Annotated in this window: 15 protein-coding genes; 12 read left to right on the plus strand and 3 right to left on the minus strand. The window is 67.1% G+C overall.

Annotated elements, in window-relative coordinates:
- From NA2_RS14380 to NA2_RS14415, 8 genes are all read left to right on the plus strand, one after another.
- Complete coding sequence (locus NA2_RS14380; RefSeq protein WP_008597713.1) at positions 1 to 972, plus strand: ketopantoate reductase family protein; 972 nt, start codon at positions 1 to 3, stop codon at positions 970 to 972.
- Entirely contained in the window at positions 969 to 1757 is a 789-nt protein-coding gene (locus NA2_RS14385; RefSeq protein ID WP_008597714.1) for a class II aldolase/adducin family protein, read from the plus strand. Before NA2_RS14380 ends, NA2_RS14385 begins: the two co-directional genes overlap by 4 nt.
- Positions 1758 to 1769: 12 nt before the next feature.
- Complete coding sequence (locus tag NA2_RS14390; RefSeq protein WP_008597715.1) at positions 1770 to 3455, plus strand: FAD-dependent oxidoreductase; 1686 nt, start codon at positions 1770 to 1772, stop codon at positions 3453 to 3455.
- Positions 3452 to 3655, plus strand: a complete 204-nt coding sequence (locus NA2_RS14395; protein ID WP_008597716.1) for a DUF2783 domain-containing protein — start codon at positions 3452 to 3454, stop codon at positions 3653 to 3655. Before NA2_RS14390 ends, NA2_RS14395 begins: the two co-directional genes overlap by 4 nt.
- A complete protein-coding gene (locus NA2_RS14400; RefSeq protein WP_008597717.1) occupies positions 3652 to 4602 on the plus strand; it encodes an MBL fold metallo-hydrolase in 951 nt (316 codons plus the stop codon). Before NA2_RS14395 ends, NA2_RS14400 begins: the two co-directional genes overlap by 4 nt.
- A gap of 50 nt (positions 4603 to 4652) precedes the next feature.
- Entirely contained in the window at positions 4653 to 5681 is a 1029-nt protein-coding gene (locus NA2_RS14405) for a TRAP transporter substrate-binding protein (protein WP_040678024.1), read from the plus strand.
- 84 nt (positions 5682 to 5765) lie between these two features.
- Entirely contained in the window at positions 5766 to 6740 is a 975-nt protein-coding gene (locus tag NA2_RS14410) for a fumarylacetoacetate hydrolase family protein (RefSeq protein ID WP_008597719.1), read from the plus strand.
- A 98-nt stretch (positions 6741 to 6838) separates the two neighbouring features.
- Positions 6839 to 7624 carry a helix-turn-helix transcriptional regulator gene (locus NA2_RS14415; protein ID WP_157188243.1) on the plus strand — a complete coding sequence of 262 codons (786 nt, stop codon included), beginning with the start codon at positions 6839 to 6841 and terminating at the stop codon, positions 7622 to 7624.
- Here the strand turns inward: NA2_RS14415 and NA2_RS14420 are convergent.
- Entirely contained in the window at positions 7612 to 8550 is a 939-nt protein-coding gene (locus tag NA2_RS14420; RefSeq protein WP_008597721.1) for a LysR family transcriptional regulator, read from the minus strand. The two genes, NA2_RS14415 and NA2_RS14420, sit on opposite strands and share 13 nt — an antisense overlap.
- Positions 8551 to 8664: 114 nt before the next feature.
- Between NA2_RS14420 and NA2_RS14425 the strand changes: the two genes are divergently transcribed.
- The 4 genes from NA2_RS14425 to fdxA are packed head-to-tail and all read left to right on the plus strand — an operon-like array spanning position 8665 to position 12459.
- Positions 8665 to 10761, plus strand: a complete 2097-nt coding sequence (locus tag NA2_RS14425) for a 4Fe-4S dicluster domain-containing protein (RefSeq protein ID WP_008597722.1) — start codon at positions 8665 to 8667, stop codon at positions 10759 to 10761.
- Positions 10762 to 10786: 25 nt separating this feature from the next.
- Entirely contained in the window at positions 10787 to 11818 is a 1032-nt protein-coding gene (locus NA2_RS14430) for an NAD(P)/FAD-dependent oxidoreductase (protein WP_008597723.1), read from the plus strand.
- The gene (locus tag NA2_RS14435) at positions 11815 to 12126 is read left to right on the plus strand and encodes a 2Fe-2S iron-sulfur cluster-binding protein (protein ID WP_008597724.1); all 312 of its coding nucleotides are present in this window, start codon (positions 11815 to 11817) and stop codon (positions 12124 to 12126) included. Before NA2_RS14430 ends, NA2_RS14435 begins: the two co-directional genes overlap by 4 nt.
- 9 nt (positions 12127 to 12135) lie before the next feature.
- Positions 12136 to 12459: a ferredoxin FdxA gene (gene fdxA / locus NA2_RS14440; protein ID WP_008597725.1), complete on the plus strand. Its 324-nt coding sequence runs from the start codon at positions 12136 to 12138 to the stop codon at positions 12457 to 12459.
- A gap of 266 nt (positions 12460 to 12725) precedes the next feature.
- Here the strand turns inward: fdxA and NA2_RS14445 are convergent, their stop codons facing one another.
- The gene (locus tag NA2_RS14445) at positions 12726 to 14714 is read right to left on the minus strand and encodes a copper amine oxidase (RefSeq protein ID WP_008597726.1); all 1989 of its coding nucleotides are present in this window, start codon (positions 14712 to 14714) and stop codon (positions 12726 to 12728) included.
- A 28-nt stretch (positions 14715 to 14742) separates the two neighbouring features.
- Positions 14743 to 16161: an aldehyde dehydrogenase family protein gene (locus NA2_RS14450; RefSeq protein ID WP_008597727.1), complete on the minus strand. Its 1419-nt coding sequence runs from the start codon at positions 16159 to 16161 to the stop codon at positions 14743 to 14745.
- Positions 16162 to 16218 lie beyond the last annotated feature (57 nt).

Here is a 16218-nt window from a genome sequence, read left to right on the forward strand (position 1 = left end):
ATGTTGAGGGTCGCGGTTCTCGGGGCAGGCGCCATCGGCGGTGTCATTGCGGCGCGCATGGCGCTCGCGGGGCACGCGACCACGGTCGTCGCGCGCGGTGCGCATCTGCAGGCCATCGAGGCGACCGGCCTCCGGTTCCGCGAGGGGGATCGCGACATCCTTCTGGAGGTCGCCACGGCGCGCGACGCCGCCGCCATCGGCGATGCGGACCTCCTGTTCATCTGCGTCAAGGCACATGACTTCGAGGCGGCGACCCGCGCGCTCGACCCGGCCCTGCTCGGCAGCGCCATCGTCGTCCCCGTGCTCAACGGCCTTCCGTGGTGGTATCGGCCGCCCGGGCAGGCGGCCCCGCTCCGGGCGACGGATCCGGATGCCGTGCTCGCCGCCCGGTTTTCGGAAGCGACCATGGTGGCTGCGGTGGCCCATTTCGCCGCCGATGTGCCTGAGCCCGGCACCGTGCGGCAGACCGCCGCCGGCCGGCTGGTGCTCGGTGCGCTCGACGGCTGCGGGGAGGCCATCGCCGCGGTGCGTGACGCGTTCCGGGGGGAGGGGCTGGAGATCGTCGTGGCGACCGACATCGCGCGCGAAATCTGGATCAAGCTTGCCGGCAACGTCGCCTTCAACCCGGTCTCCGCGCTGACCGGGGCCACGATGGCGGAGATCTGCGCCAACGCGGACCTTCTCGCCATCGTCCGCCGGGCGATGAGCGAATGCATGGAGACCGGAACACGGTGCGGGATCACCTTTCCGCTCAGCCCCAACGAACGGATCGAGATGGCGCGGGCCATCGGCGGATCGAAGCTCTCCATGCTTCAGGACATCGAACGCGGCCGGCCCATCGAAGCCGACGCGATCATCGGCGCCGTCGCCGAGATCGGCCGGCTGAAAAGGGTGCCGACGCCCACAATCGACATGCTGCAGGCGCTCGTCGGAGAACGTGCGCTGCGCGCTCACTCAGGGAGACAAACATGAACCTGGCGCAACAGGCGGCCGCCGTGCCGCCCCAATGGTGCACGGCCGAGGAGTGGGAGCTGCGTTGCCAGCTCGCGGCGACCTACCACGTGTTCGACCATTTCGGCTGGATCGAATCGATCTTCAACCACATCACCGTTCGCGTGCCCGGCCCGGAAAAACACTATCTGATCAACCCGTTCGGCCTGAACTACAACGAGGTCACGGCGTCGAACCTGATCAAGGTGGACCTCGACGGCAGGGCGCAATCGCCGACCGATCACCCGGTCAACCGGGCGGGGTTCATCATCCATTCGGCTGTCCATGCGGCGCGCGGCGACGCCCATTGCATCATCCACACCCACACGGATGCCGGGATCGCGGTCTCCTGCCTTGAGGACGGCATCTCGCATGACAATTTCTACGGCGCGCAGCTGCACGGGCGCGTCGCCTATCATGATTTCGAGGGCATCACCGTCCATGCGGGGGAACAGCCGCGCCTCGTGGAGAGCCTGGGCGACAAGGCGGTCATGGTGCTGCGCAATCACGGCCTGCTGATCGTCGAGGAGAACCTGCCGAAGGCATTCTGGCTTGCCTGGACGCTGCAGCGCGCCTGCGAGATCCAGTGCGCCAGCCAGTCGCTGTCCGGCGCTTCGCTGCCGCTTTCGGAAGCCGTCCGCGCCGCTTCGGCGCATGACGGCGAGCATTTCGATCCCGACGGAAGGCTTGGCCAGAAGATGCTCGACGCCGCCGTCCGGCGGATGGAGATGGCGCGCGCCGGTCTCAGCATCGATTTCAGGGCATAGGAGCGGGATCGGATGGCGATGCATGCCTCTACCCTTCGCTGGACGCCGAGCGGCTACGAACTGCCGAGCTTCGCGGCGGTGACGCCGCCCCATGTGGCGGACGGAAGCGTCGAGAAGGCGCGGCTCGTGATCGTCGGCGGTGGCCTGACGGGCCTGACGCTGGCGGCGGACCTGGCGGGCCGCGGCATTAAGGCCGTGCTGCTCGACGACGACAACACGGTCGGCGTGCGCGGCGCGTCCTCGCGCGGCATGGTCTGGGCGCAGAAATCGCTGGAGATCATGGACCGGATCGGCGTCGTCGACCGGATGGTCGAGAAGGGCGTGACCTGGTCGGTCGGGCGCACCATGTCGGGCGAGGAGGCCGTCTACAGCTTCAACCGGGCCGACGGCAATGCGTCGCGACAGCCGCCTTTCGTCAACCTTCAGCAATTCTATCTCGAATGGTTCCTCGTGGAGCGCCTCGAGGCGCTGGGCAAGGTGGATCTGCGCTGGAACAATGCCGTCACCGGCATTCGCGCCGGCGAGAACAGCGTCTTCCTGACGGTCGGGACCGAGGCCGGCGCCTACGAGATCGAGGCGGAGTGGGTGGTCGACGCGACCGGCGCCAACAGCCGGCTGCGCGAGGCGCTGGGGGTTGCCGCCGACGTTTCGCGCCATGTGGACCGCTGGTGCATCTGCGATGCGCGCTGCACGGATCTCGACCGCCCCGAGCGCTGGACCTGGGTCGATGCGCCGTTCAACGGCGGCCGTGCCGTCTGGCAGCACATGATGGCCGACAATGTCTGGCGCCTCGACTACCAGCTCGACCCGGACGGCGATCCCGACGAGGTGGCGCGCCCCGAGATCGCCGCCGAGCGGGTGCGGGCGCATCTCGGTCCCGATGTGGATTTCGAGCTGGTCTGGGTCGGGCCATGGGCCTACCGCATGCAGCTTCTCGACCGTTTTCGGGCGGGGCGGGTGCTGTTTGCCGGCGATGCGGCGCATGTGATGAGCCCGTTCGGCGCAAGGGGCGGCAATTCCGGCATCCAGGATGCCGAGAATCTCGGCTGGAAGCTGGCGCTTGTGCTGCAGGGTCTCGCGCCGCACGCGCTGCTCGACACCTATGATGCGGAGCGCCGCGCCGCCGCCGCGGAGAACATCCGCGTCACCTCGCGGACGGCGCGGTTCCTGGCGCCGCAGAGCGATTTCGAGCGACGGCTGCGCAAGGCGCTGCTCGAACTGGCGCATGAACACGCCTTCGCGCGGGGCATCGTCAACACCGGCCGCCTGTCGGTCGCCAGCGACTATGCGCCGTCGGCGATCATCGACGAGGGCGGCGGCTTCTGCCTTGGCAATCTCCCTCTGCGGGGCGATGGCGGGACGGAAACATCGCTGAACGGGATCATGGCCGCGCTCGGCACGGCGGCGCTCGGCCTCTATGTGCCGAAACCCGGTCTCGACCCCATGCGGGCCGTCATCAGCGGCATCGGCGGCGAGGGCCTGCCCTATGTCGCGCGCACGCTCGATATCGGGCAGGGGGCGGAGCGCTGCGGCTTCACGGACGCGGGCGGGCACCTGCAGGCCGCCACCGGCGCCGCGCCGGGCGACTTCATCGTCGTGCGGCCGGACCTCTACTGCACCGCGATCATCCACGACGCGACCGCCGCCGCCGCCGAGGCCGCCCTGGCGCGCAGCGTCGGCTTCGGGAGCCTGGCATGAAACTCGATCCTTCCATCGACGACCCGGACGCCTTCTACGCCGCGCTTGTGGCGGCCAATGAAGGCCTCGCGGACGATCAATCCAACCATCTGATCCTGCGCCTCGTCTTCCTCCTCGCCAACCAGGTGGGAGACACCGCCGTGATCAATGCCTGCGTCGCGGAAGCGGCGAAACCCTTTGAAATGGAGAATGCGCGATGAGCGAAGCCTTTGCTTCCGTGACCGACATGGCCGAACAGAAACCCCAGGCCGTGGAGCTTGGGCCGAACGTCTACGGCTATTGCAGCGCGCATGATCCCAATTGCGGCTTCATCGTCGGCGACGAGGCGGTCATCGCCATCGACGCGCGCGCCACGCCGGCGCTCGCCCGCGAGATGATCGCGGACATCCGCACGGTGACCGACCGGCCGATCAAGTATCTCTTCATGACCCATTATCACGCCGTGCGGGCGCTCGGCGCCTCGGCCTTCGAGGCGGACCTGATCTTCTCGTCGCTCGGCACGCTGCAATTGTTGCGCGAGCGGGGGCAGGCGGACATGGATTCCGAGATCGGCCGCTTCCCGCGCCTGTTCAAGGGCCGCGAGGAAATCCCCGGCCTGACCATGCCGCATGCGAGCTTCGAGCGGGAGTTCACCTTCTGGCTCGGCGGTCGCGAGATCCGCTTCCAGCATCTCGGGCGGGCGCACACGCGCGGCGACACGATCTGCCATGTGCCGGATGCCGGCGTCGTCTTCGCCGGCGACATCGTCGAGAACCATTGCGGCGTCTATATGGGCGATGGCTATCTCGGCGACTGGCTGGAGACGCTGGAGCGGCTGAGGGCTGTGGATGCGGTGGCGGCGGTTCCCGGCCGCGGCGCGCCGATGCAGTCGCGCCAGGCCATCACCGAGGCGATCGATTCCACCAAGGACTTCATCGCCACCATCCTCAATGCGGTGCGCCACGGTCTCAGCCGGGGCCATGGCCTGAAGGGCTGCTACGAGATCGCCAAGGAGCATTGCGATCCGCGCTTCGGCGACTGGCCGATCTACCAACACGTGCTGGCCTTCGACACGGCGCGCGCCTTCGACGAATTGCGCGGCATGGAGCATCCGCAGATCTGGACCGACGAGCGCGACCAGGCGCTCTGGAAGACCATACACGCCTAACGACATCGCGGCCCGGCAGGCGGACCGCGCAACAAGCCTGGGAGGAAAGCATGAACAGACGTGAACTCTTGAAGCTCGCCGCGGCGGTGCCCGCAGCCGCCGCGCTGCCCTATGCCGCCAGCGCCGAGACGATGCTGCGCATGTCGAGCTGGCTGCCGCCGCAGCACGTGCTGCACAAGGATGTGATGCAGGTCTGGGCCAAGGAGGTCGCCGAGGCGAGCGGCGGAAGACTGCGCATCAACACGCTGCCGAAACCGGTCGCCGCACCGCCCGGAACCTTCGATGCGGTCGCCGACGGCATCGTCGAGGTCGCCTTCAACGTGCATGGCTACACGCCGGGCCGGTTCCTGCTCACCAATGTCGCGGAGTTCCCCGGCGTCGGCGACAGCGCCGAAGCCGCCTCGGTGGCCTATCAGCGGGTCTTCGACAAACACATGGCGCAGCATGGCGAACATGGCGACCTGAAGGTTCTGGCGGTGTTCGCCAACGGCCCGGGACACATCTTCAACAGCAAGCGCCCGATCGCGAAGGTCGAGGAGCTGCAGGACCTGCGCATTCGCGTCGGCGGCGGCATGGTCAACGAGATCGCCAACCAGCTCGGCGTCTCGGCGGTCCTGAAGCCGGCCAGCGAATCCTACGAGCTGATGAGTGCCGGCATCGTCGACGGGTTGTTCTTCCCGGTGGAGCCGATCATCACGTTCAAGCTCGACAAGCTGGTGCGCTACGGCACGATCGTTCCCGGCGGTCTGTACAATACGAGCTGGGCCGTGGTGATGAACAAGGCGGCCTTCGACAAGCTCGCCCCCGAGGACCAGGAGGCGATCGAGAAGGTGTCCGGCGAACACCTGGCCCGCATGGCCGGCAAGGCGCAGGACAAGAACGACAAGCATGCGCTCGAGCTGGTTCATGCAGCGGGCATCGAGATGATCACTGCCGACGAAGCCTTCATGGCGCAGATCGCCGAGCGCAACATGCCGCTCCAGGAAGCCTGGCTGAAGAAGGTCGCGGAGCGCGGCGTCGATGGCGCGCAGCTCCTGAAAGCCTGGGGCGAGGAACTCGCTGCCGCCAGCAACGGCTAGAGCATCGGACCGAAAGGCGGGCGGCGTCGGAGACGGCGCCGCCCGACTGCAGATTTCTCGCATTCACCAAGGAGCATCCCGTTCATGAAACTTGCCACCCTGCGCAATGGCCGTCCCGATGGCGCGCTGGTCGTCGTTAGCCGCGATCTGCAACACTATCTGCCGGCTGACGGGATCGCTCCGACCATGCAGGCCGCGCTCGACGACTGGGACACCGTCGAACCCAGGCTGCGTGACCTCTCCGAGAAGGTCGAGACGGACCCGTCGCGGCTCCCCTTCGACCCAGTGGAGGCAATGGCGCCGCTGCCGCGCGCCTATCAGTGGGCCGATGGCAGCGCCTATGTGAACCACGTCGAACTGGTCCGCAAGGCGCGGGGCGCAGGCATGCCCGAGACGTTCTGGACCGACCCGCTGATCTATCAGGGCGCGGCCGACTGCAATCTGGGACCGCGCGAGCCGATCCGCATCGCCGACGAGAAGCTGGGCTGCGATTTCGAGGGCGAGATCGCCGTCGTCGTCGGCCCGGTGCCGGCGGGCGCCGACGAGGCGGCGGCGCGCGACAGCATCCGGCTGATCATGCTGGTCAACGATGTGACGCTGCGCAACCTCGTCCCCGGTGAACTCGCCAAGGGGTTCGGCTTCTTCCAGTCGAAACCGCAGACCGCCTTCTCGCCGGTCGCCGTGACGCCGGACGAACTGGGCGAGGCCTGGGACGGCGAGCGCGTTCACCTGCCGCTGCTGATCGCCCGTGGAGACGAGGCCTTCGGCCGTCCGGAAGCCGGCAGCGACATGGTGTTCTCCTTCGCGCGCCTCATCGCCCATGTGGCGCAGACCCGTCCCATCGGAGCCGGCGGTGTCATCGGGTCGGGGACGATTTCCAACGCCGATCCCGCCGTCGGCTCCGCCTGCATCGCCGAGCGGCGCGCCCGCGAGATGATCGCCGACGGGGAGCCGAAGACGCCGTTCCTCGCCGATGGCGAGCGCGTGCGCATCGAGATGCTGTCCGCCGACGGCGCCTCCATCTTCGGCGCGATCGAGCAGCAAGTGCGGCTGGGCTAGGGACCGGGTGTGCCGAAGCTGCGGGCTTTCTGGGCAGGGGTTTTCATGTGTATACTGCCTCCGGGCGTCCTCCGGGACGCCTTCTGGGAGGAATGACGATGCAGCTCATCAGGAGCGACGCCATGGATCATGGCGCGCCGGCTCACAGCGATGCGGTTTGCGCCCTGATCGGAGCCATCGGCCGCGATGGCTTCATCGGGCAGCTTCTGGCCTCCAGCCAGACCGTGGCGCCCATCGACTTCGTATCGATGTTCCTCTACCCGTCGAAGGAACGGCCGGTCTTTCTCGGCACGGCCAGCGGGCTCGGCCAGCGCTTCGCCAACACTGCCGCCGACCACTATCAGAGTCACTATTATCGCGAGGACCCCAATATCGGGGTCATGTTCGACGGCGGTGGATGCGACGGGACGGTGTTCACCTATCTCACGCGTGACGACATCCCGACCGCCAGCTACCGGACCTGGTGCTATGACCGCGCGCAGATCGCCGACCGCCTGTCGCTGGTCAGCCGCACCGAGCAGGGGATGCCGTTCTCCGTCAGCTTCTACTCGGGAAGGCCGCGCGGCGTCCTGCCGGAGACCAACCGGCGCGCCCTGATGGGATTCCTGCCCTATGTGCGCGCCCTCTCGCTGCGCCATCTGGACCTGTGGTCCGGCACGATGGATCTCGCCACGGCGCGAACCCGCATCGCACAGCGCTTCCCGGCGCTTTCGCCGCGCGAGACGGATGTGGCGGCGGGCGTGGTCGCGGGCCTCACGGCGCAGGAAACGGCCGAATGGCTGGGCATCGCCGCAACCAGCGTCATCACCCACCGCAAGCGCGCCTATGAGCGGCTGGGCATCGCCAACCAGCGCGAGCTGATCCAGGTCTTCTACGCCTCCTGAGCGGCTGTCGGGCGCGGTTTGCGCCGCCCGAGAATCTCGAACAGCACCGGCCGCATCCAGCGAACGGCGGGGTCGCGGTGAAAGCGCTCGTGCCAGGCGAGCGCCACGTCGAAGCGCGGCGTGGCGAGCGGCACGGTGACCTTCGCCAGGTTGAACTCCTCGGCGAGATAATCGGCCAGATTGGCAGGGATGGTGGCCACCGTGTCGGTGCGCTTGACGGCCATCGCTGCCGCGACGAAACCCGAGACGCGCAGGGCGATGCGGTCGGCGGGCAGGGCCGTCTCGAGCAGTTTCTCCACCTCGCCGTGCACATGCCCCGTGTCGCGCGCCATAACCAGCACATGCCGGGCCGCGCGGTAGGCCGCCTGGTCCGGAGCTTTCCGCGTGAACGGATGGCTGCGCCGCACCAGACCGCGATATCCCTCGACGAAGAGCTTGCGCCGCCGGATGCCGCTGACCAGCTCCGGAAACGCGCCGATGGCCATGTCCACGTCGCCGCTTTCGAGCCGCGGCAGGAGCTGGCGGCGGTCGAGCGAGACCATGCGGATGCCCACATGCGGGGCTTCATGTTGAAGCCGCTCCATCAGGGGCGGCGCGAGCCGCAGGGCGCCGACATCGCTGATGAAGAAGCTGAAGACGCGCCGGCTGGTCATCGGATCGAACGGCGCGGAGCGGCGGTCCAGGCTGGCGGAGGCGAGCAGGATGCGGCGGATCGGTTCGGCCAGCTCCAGCGCGCGCGCCGTCGGCTCCATCGTCTGTCCGACGCGGACGAAAAGCGGGTCGTCGAAATCCACCCGAAGGCGCGCCAGGATCTTGCTCAGGACGGGCTGCGAGGTGTCGAGCACGTTGGCGGCCGCGGTCAGCGACCGTTCCGTGAACAGGACGTCCAGCACCCGCAGGTGCCGCAGGCTGATATCCTTCTCCATGCCGTATGGATATAGCCTGAATGTCCCATATGGCATAGTCTGTTTTGAACACGTGACCTAGTCTCTCCCCAGGCATTGCGGGCGTTTTCGCCACGGCAGTGAAGGGAGAGGACCATGCGGCTATATTCCAATCGCGACCGGCCGAACCATCTGGGTCCGCTGGCGCTGGAGCGTCTGGCACGGGTGGACGATGTCGTCGCGCAGCCGGCCCGCCAGCCGGAGGACGGGTTTGCGGCGTCGGAAGATTCCCTTCTCGGCGATGTCGAGGAATATGCGCGGCTTTTCACGCGTTTTCTGGACGGACCCGTTGCGCCGCTCGGCGACGCCATCCCCGACGATCCGGCGCGGCGTGCGGAGAACCTGAAGGCTTCGGCCTATTTCCTCGACGCTTCGATGGTCGGCATCTGCCGGCTCGATCCGGACGACCGGGCCGGGGACTGCGACCCGTCGCACACCCACGCGCTGGTCTTTGCCGTCCAGTTCGGCCGCGAGCCCGAGGCGGGGGAGGCCGGCGCCGAATGGATCCGGGGGACCAATGCGGCGCGGACGGACATGCGCTGCGCCGAGATCGCGGCAATCCTGTCGGGCTATGTGCGCTGGATGGGGTTTCCGGCGCGCGGGCATTTTTCCGGCGATGCGCAGGTCGATCTTGCCCGTCTGGCGGTGCGGGCGGGGCTTGCGCGCGTGGTGGACGGTGTGCTTGTCGCCCCGTTCCTCAGGCGCGGCTTCCGCCTTGGCGTCGTGACCACCGGCTACGCGCTCGCCGCCGACCGGCCGCTGGCCCCGGAGGGCGATCTCGGCGAGACCGCGCCGGAGGTGATGCTCGGCATCGACGGGACGCGCCCCGGCTGGGAGGACGCGGAAGAGGAGAAGCGGCCGCTGCATATGGGGCGCTATCCCATGGAGACGATCCGCCGGGTCGATGAACCGACGACGCTGGTGGTGCGGCAGGAAATCCAGCGGGTCGCCAAGCGCGGCGATTTCTTCAAGCGCGCCGAAGCCGGCGATCTCGGAGAAAAGGCGAAGCAGGAGAAGAAGCGTTTCCCCATGAAGCACCCTCTGGCGCTCGGCATGCAGCCGCTGATCCAGAACATGGTGCCGCTTCAGGGGACGCGTGAAAAACTCGCGCCGACCGGCAAGGGCGGCGATCTTTCCGATCCGGGGCGCAATGCCGAGGCGATCAAGGCGCTCGGCTACTATCTCGGGGCGGATTTCGTCGGCATCTGCCGCGCCGAGCCGTGGATGTACTACGCCAGCGATGAGGTCGAGGGCAAACCCATCGAGGCCTATCACGATTATGCCGTCGTCATGCTCATCGACCAGGGCTACGAGACGATGGAGGGCGCGTCCGGCGACGACTGGATCTCCGCCTCGCAGTCGATGCGCGCCTATATGCGGGGCGCCGAGATCGCCGGGGTGATGGCCGCCCATTGCCGCAGGATGGGCTATTCGGCCCGCTCCCATTCCAACGCCCATTCCGAGGTGATCCACAATCCGGCGATCCTGATGGCCGGCCTCGGCGAGGTGTCGCGCATCGGCGACACGCTGCTGAACCCGTTCATCGGGCCGCGCTCGAAGTCCATCGTCTTCACCACCGACCTGCCGATGAGCGTCGACCGGCCGATCGATTTCGGCTTGCAGGATTTCTGCAACCAGTGCCGGAAATGCGCCCGCGAATGCCCGTGCAACGCCATCTCTTTCGGCGACAAGGTGATGTTCAACGGCTACGAGATCTGGAAGGCCGACGTCGAGAAATGCACGAAGTACCGCGTCACCCAGATGAAGGGATCGGCCTGCGGGCGCTGCATGAAAATGTGCCCGTGGAACCGCGAGGACACGGTCGAGGGGCGACGACTTGCCGAACTGTCGATCAAGGTGCCGGAGGCCCGCGCGGCGATCATCGCCATGGACGATGCGCTGCAGAACGGCAAGCGCAACCTGATCAAGCGCTGGTGGTTCGATCTGGAGGTCATCGACGGGGTCGCCGGCGCGCCGCGCATGGGCACCAATGAACGCGACCTCAGTCCCGACCGCGGCGACAAGATCGGGGCCAACCAGAAGCTCGCCATGTATCCGCCGCGCCTCCAGCCGCCGCCGGGCACGACCCTCGACGCGGTGCTGCCGGTCGATCGCAGCGGCGGGTTGGCCGAATACGCCGCCGCTGAAACGCCGGCCGCCGCCCGGGCGCGGCTCAAGTCCAGCGCAGGCTGAGCGGACACCGAAGGGGAGTTTTCGCATGAATGACGACATCATCGAGACGGATGCGCTTATCATCGGCGCCGGGCCTGTCGGCCTCTTCGCCGTGTTCGAGCTTGGCCTGCTCGATCTGAAATGCCATCTGGTCGATGTGCTCGACAAGGCTGGCGGACAGTGCATCGAGTTCTATCCGGAGAAGCCGATCTACGACATACCGGGCCTGCCCGAATGCACCGGCCAGAGCCTGATCGACAATCTGCAGCGGCAGATCCTGCCGTTCGAGCCGGTGTTTCACCTCGGCCAGCTCGTCTCGGCGCTGGCGCGCAGGCCCGACGGGCGCTGGGACGTGACGACCGATGCCGGCACGCGCTTCAACGCCGGGGTGGTGGTCATCGCCGCCGGCTCCGGATGCTTCACGCCGCGCCGCCCGCCCATCGCGGACATCGAGGCGTTCGAGGGCCGCAGCGTGTTCTATGCCGTGCGCAGCATCGAGGCGATGCGCGGCCGCAGGCTGGTGATCTCGGGCGGCGGGGATTCGGCGCTCGACTGGACGCTGAACCTCGCCGGCGTCGCCGAGCGGGTGACGCTCGTCCACCGGCGCGACCAGTTCCGCGCAGCACCCGATTCCGTGCGCAGGATGCAGGAACTGGCGGCGGCGGGAGAGATCGACTTCGTGCTTGGCGAATGCCGGGGGCTGGAGGGCGCGGACGGAAACCTGTCCCGCGTGCGGATCGCGGCGAATGACGGCGGCGAGATCGCCGTTCCCGCAGACCGCTTCCTGCCGTTCTTCGGGCTGACGATGAAGCTCGGGCCGATCGCCGACTGGGGTCTCAATCTCGACGAGAACCGCATCGCCGTCGACACCGAGGCCTTCGAGACCAGCGTGCCGGGCATCTTCTCCATCGGCGACATCAACACCTATCCCGGCAAGCTGAAGCTCATCCTTTCGGGTTTCCACGAGGCGGCCCTGATGGCGCAAAAGGCGTTTCGCATCCTGCGACCCGAGAAGCGGCTCCTGTTCCAGTACACCACCACCTCAACCCAACTGCAGAAGAAGCTGAAAACGGCATGAAGATCCTGGTGACCGACTTCGACAATGTGGTTCACGAAGTGCCCGCCGAGGCCGACTGGCCGATCATGGAGGCGATCCGCGGCGCCGGCCTGCCGATCAAGGCGGAGTGCGGCGGCTGCTGCCTCTGCGCAACCTGCCACGTTTATGTGGACGAAAGCTGGGCCGGCAGGGTGCAGGCCATGGAGGACGAGGAGGAAATGATGCTCGGGGAGGCGCCGGAGGTCAGGCCCGGTTCAAGGCTTTCCTGCCAGATCCGCATGACCCCGGAGCTGGACGGCCTGATGCTGTCACTCGCCCCGGTCTACTGAGGCGCTGCCATGACCCACGTCGTTACAGAAGCCTGCATCGGCTGCCGCTTCACCGATTGCGTCTCGGTCTGCCCGGTCGACTGTTTCCATGCGGGCGACAATTTCCTCGTCATCAACCCGAATGGCTGCATCGATTGCGGCGTGTGCATTCCCGAGTGCCCGGAAGAGGCGATCCATCCCGATACGATGCTGCCGGAAGGGCAGGAGCATTTCCTCGACCTCAACCGCGTGCTGGCGGAGAAATGGCCCGTGATCCTGGAAGCGGAACCGCATCCCGCCGACGCCGCCGAGCACAGGGGCAAGGCCGGCAAGCTCGAAATGCTGCGCATGTGAGAGCGCCGGCCGGGTGTCTCGCGGTGCGGTCGCCGACTGCCGTTTGGCAATCGGGCTTGCTATTTATAGTGACGTCTCTTCACCCCCCTCTGGCCTGCCGGCCATCTCCCCCTCAAGGGGGGGGAGATCAGCTCTCATCAATGTTGAAGATTGGCGAAATCCTCCGTGACATCCAATCTCCCCCCTTGAGGGGGAGATGGCCGGTAGGCCAGAGGGGGGGCGACGGAGCGGCAATGCAGAGAATTCCGCCCCTTATCTGCTCCAACTCACTCTTTCGGCAGCCGAACCGTTAGCGCCGGGTTGTGCGGGAAGAAGTTGTAGGGTTTCAGCGTGATGCCCTTCCACATGGTCGACATCACCGGCCAGTCCTCCATCTGCGGCACATGGTGGAAGCCCATCGTGTACCAGGTCACGATGTCCGTGTTGCCGATGTTGCGGTCCTGCTTCACCCATTCGGCCAGCGTGTCGGAGCCGTCGCTCTGGAAGGCGTATTCGCCGCCCGCATAGCGCTCGGCCGCCCGATAGGGGGTGTTCCAGAACGTGTAGTCGATATAGGCGTTGCGCTTGGCGGGCGGGTCGTTCTCCGTGTCCAGCGGGCTGTAGGCGACGCTGTTCTGCGGCATGATCATGTAGCCCGGCGCGTGGCCGACACCGACTTTACGGTTCATGTTCATCACATGGTACATGGCGGGTGTCGCCGGGTTGACGCGGTAGCGCGCGGCCAACTCCGTCATCGGCATTTCGGATTTCGTCACCCACAGCGAGCGGCGCGGTAGGTCGTCGGCCACCTCGCCCTTCACAAGCCCGGTGCGCATGAAGACATTGTCCTGGCCGTCGATGTCGAAATCGAGCCGGAAGTTGAAGAAATGGTCGTGGTTCGGCGCGACGAGATTGGGCATGATCAGCGTGCCGTAGCGCGTTTCCTGTTCCGCCGTCGCGTCGGCCATCGAGGTGGAGGCCGCGCCCTTCACCGCGTCGAGGCCGGTGGCGCCGACCATCACGCGGATGCGGCCGTTCTGTTCGAACACATAGTCGATCAGATAGTCGTAATTGCCGACCTGCGAGGCGGAGCGGACAACCAGTTCGTTGGCGGGGCGTCCCTCGGCCGGCACCGACTGCTCCTCGCTCTGGGCGAAGATCTCGTAGTGCCGCCAGACCGGATCGCCGATGTTGCGCTCGAAGACGCACAGCGCGTTCGGGATCTCGACGGGATTGCCCAGATCGTCATGCACGGTCGCCGGCAGGAAGCGGGCATAGGCGGGGCAGTCGACGCCGGCGCGCAGCGGGCTCAGGAAGATGCCGAAGCCGTATTCGCCGCTGTCCATATAGGTGCGCCAGTACCAGCCCTGGTCGGGATCCATATAGGGCACGAACACTTCCGACAGATGCGCCTGGTAGAGAACCGAGCGCCAGTCGCTGCCGTCATTCGCGTCGATGTTCGACAGGACGACGCCGGGCCGCTTGTCGACGCGCCAGCGGAAACGCCACATATCCCATTCGATGACGCTGCCGTCGATGCTGAAGTTGGCGTCGCCCTCCTGCGCGAGCAGCGCCGGATTGCTCTCAGGGCGCAATGCGCCGGTGCGCGCCTCGATCTCCTCTTCCATATAGCCCCAGGCGTCCTGCGGCACAGGCAGCACGCCGGTGTCGATCACCTCGACCACCGTCTTGCCGGCGAGGTCGACCACCGCGTAAAGGCCCTCGATGGGCTTGGCGTAGAAATTGGAGCCGGTCGGATTGACGTAGCAGGGCACCTTCATCAGCCGCTGGCCGGCCTCGGCTTCCGCGTTGAATGAGCCTGCGGTAAGCGGGAGACAGAAGACGTCGGTGGGGCCGAGGTCGCGCTTCTTCAGGGCGGCGACGAAGTCGGCGTCGGACAGGGCAAGGTCCATCGCGCCGATGAATTCCTCCAGCAGCACCATGGACTGGCCGCCGATGTCGCCGATCGTGCCGATCGCGCCGGTCGCCAGATCCACTCCGGCCTTGTAGGCCTTGTCGCCGGAAATGACATGGACGGTGGCGACGCGCGGACCCGTGTCGCCCTCCTTCCAGGCAAGGACATCTGCCTTCTCGGGTTCCTTCAGCTCGATCAGCGGAAAGCGCGCCTCGTCGGCGATCCGCTCGTCCGCCTTCATGATGGACACGACCTGGCCGATCTCGTCCTTCGTCAGGCCGTCCAGCGGGTGGGCGTTCGCGCCGTAGCATAAGGCCAGCACGGCCACGCCGGCGCAGGCGGCGGTTAAGTGTCGTTTCATCGTCTCTCCTCCTCCTCGATCCTGTTCATCACATGATGATGGTCTGTCCGACCGTGTTTTCCATCAGCCCCGCCTCGGCGAACTGCACCCCGACGCCCGACTGCTTGATGCCGCCGAAGGGTGCGTTGGGCTGGATCATGCCGTGCTTGTTGATCCAGGCCGTGCCGCATTCGAGCCTGAGCGCCAGCTCCCTGGCGCGCGCCGTGTCGCGCGACCAGATCGAACCGCCGAGGCCGTTCGGGTTGTCGTTGGCGCGGGCGATCACGGCATCAATGTCGGTGTAGCGGATCACCGGCAGGGCCGGGCCGAACTGCTCCTCGTCCACCAGCCGCATGCCGTGCTCGGCGTCGGCGACGATGGTCGCCGGGTAGAAATAACCCGCGCCTCCGGCGGGCGCGCCGCCGGTGAGGGCGCGCGCGCCCTTCGCCTTCGCCTCCTCGACCAGCGTCTTCACGCGCTCGAACTGCATTTCGTTCTGCATCGGGCCAAGTGCGACGCCCTCCTGCCGGCCATCGCCCATCGGCATGGCGGCGGCAAGTGCTGCAAGCGCCTCGCAGACGGCGTCGTATATGCTGTCATGCACATAGAGCCGCTTGATGCAGGCGCAGGTCTGGCCATTGTTGATGAAGGCGCCCCAGAACAGGCCCTCGGCGATGGCCTGTGGATCAACATCCGGCAGGACGATCGCCGCGTCGTTGCCGCCCAGCTCCAGCGTCAGGCGCTTCACCGTTTCGGCGGCCGAGGCCATGATCTTGCGGCCGGTGCCGGTCGAGCCGGTGAACACCATCTTGTCGATGCCCGGATGCGCCGACATGGCTGCGCCGATCCCGTTGTCGCCGCAGACGATGTTGACCACGCCGGCGGGCAGCACCTCGTTGATCAGCTCGACGAAGCGGATGGTGCTGAGCGGCGTGTTCGGTGACGGCTTGATGACCACGCAATTGCCGGTGCGGACGGCGGGGATGATATGCCAGGCGGCGATCAGGACCGGGAAGTTCCACGGCGTGATCGAGCCGACGACGCCGATCGGCTTGCGGTGCACCTCGACGCGACCCTCATTGTCGTCCTGCAGCACCGCCATCGGCAGGTCGATGGAGGCGGTGTGGCGGGTCCAGGCGGCGGCGCCGCCGATCTCCCATTGCGAGCCGAGGCCGCCGAGCGGCTTGCCCTGCTCGGCGGTGAGCAGCGGCGCGAGCCCGGCGATGTTCGCCTCGAGCACGTCGGCGATCCTGTTGCAGGCGGCCTTGCGCTCGGCGTCGGGGGTGGCCGCCCAGCCGGGAAAGGCTGCGCGCGCGGCGGCGACCGCCGCGTCGAGGTCCTCCGCGGTGCCGAGCGGCATCTGGCCGACCAGCGCGCCGCTTGCCGGGTCATGCACCGGCAGGCTCTGTGCGGCGGCCACGCTGCGGCCGTCGATGATGTTGCGGAATGGCTTCGCGTCCTGCGTCATCGTGTTCCTCCTCCCGATGCGGCTGCCTGCCGGCAGCATCGATCGGCGATAGTGGAG

Origin of the sequence: Nitratireductor pacificus pht-3B (genome assembly GCF_000300335.1) — a bacterium.
Lineage (GTDB): Bacteria > Pseudomonadota > Alphaproteobacteria > Rhizobiales > Rhizobiaceae > Nitratireductor > Nitratireductor pacificus.

What these genes read in the sequence shown, in the direction of transcription:
- NA2_RS14385 (WP_008597714.1), top strand. Translation starts at nt 969, where the DNA reads ATGAACCTGGCGCAACAGGCGGCCGCCGTGCCGCCCCAATGGTGCACG.
- NA2_RS14425 (WP_008597722.1), top strand. Translation starts at nt 8,665, where the DNA reads ATGCGGCTATATTCCAATCGCGACCGGCCGAACCATCTGGGTCCGCTG.
- NA2_RS14415 (WP_157188243.1), top strand. Translation starts at nt 6,839, where the DNA reads ATGCAGCTCATCAGGAGCGACGCCATGGATCATGGCGCGCCGGCTCAC.
- NA2_RS14380 (WP_008597713.1), top strand. Translation starts at nt 1, where the DNA reads ATGTTGAGGGTCGCGGTTCTCGGGGCAGGCGCCATCGGCGGTGTCATT.
- NA2_RS14410 (WP_008597719.1), top strand. Translation starts at nt 5,766, where the DNA reads ATGAAACTTGCCACCCTGCGCAATGGCCGTCCCGATGGCGCGCTGGTC.
- NA2_RS14435 (WP_008597724.1), top strand. Translation starts at nt 11,815, where the DNA reads ATGAAGATCCTGGTGACCGACTTCGACAATGTGGTTCACGAAGTGCCC.
- fdxA (WP_008597725.1), top strand. Translation starts at nt 12,136, where the DNA reads ATGACCCACGTCGTTACAGAAGCCTGCATCGGCTGCCGCTTCACCGAT.
- NA2_RS14395 (WP_008597716.1), top strand. Translation starts at nt 3,452, where the DNA reads ATGAAACTCGATCCTTCCATCGACGACCCGGACGCCTTCTACGCCGCG.
- NA2_RS14420 (WP_008597721.1), bottom strand. Translation starts at nt 8,550, where the DNA reads ATGGAGAAGGATATCAGCCTGCGGCACCTGCGGGTGCTGGACGTCCTG.
- NA2_RS14430 (WP_008597723.1), top strand. Translation starts at nt 10,787, where the DNA reads ATGAATGACGACATCATCGAGACGGATGCGCTTATCATCGGCGCCGGG.
- NA2_RS14390 (WP_008597715.1), top strand. Translation starts at nt 1,770, where the DNA reads ATGGCGATGCATGCCTCTACCCTTCGCTGGACGCCGAGCGGCTACGAA.
- NA2_RS14400 (WP_008597717.1), top strand. Translation starts at nt 3,652, where the DNA reads ATGAGCGAAGCCTTTGCTTCCGTGACCGACATGGCCGAACAGAAACCC.
- NA2_RS14405 (WP_040678024.1), top strand. Translation starts at nt 4,653, where the DNA reads ATGAACAGACGTGAACTCTTGAAGCTCGCCGCGGCGGTGCCCGCAGCC.
- NA2_RS14445 (WP_008597726.1), bottom strand. Translation starts at nt 14,714, where the DNA reads ATGAAACGACACTTAACCGCCGCCTGCGCCGGCGTGGCCGTGCTGGCC.
- NA2_RS14450 (WP_008597727.1), bottom strand. Translation starts at nt 16,161, where the DNA reads ATGACGCAGGACGCGAAGCCATTCCGCAACATCATCGACGGCCGCAGC.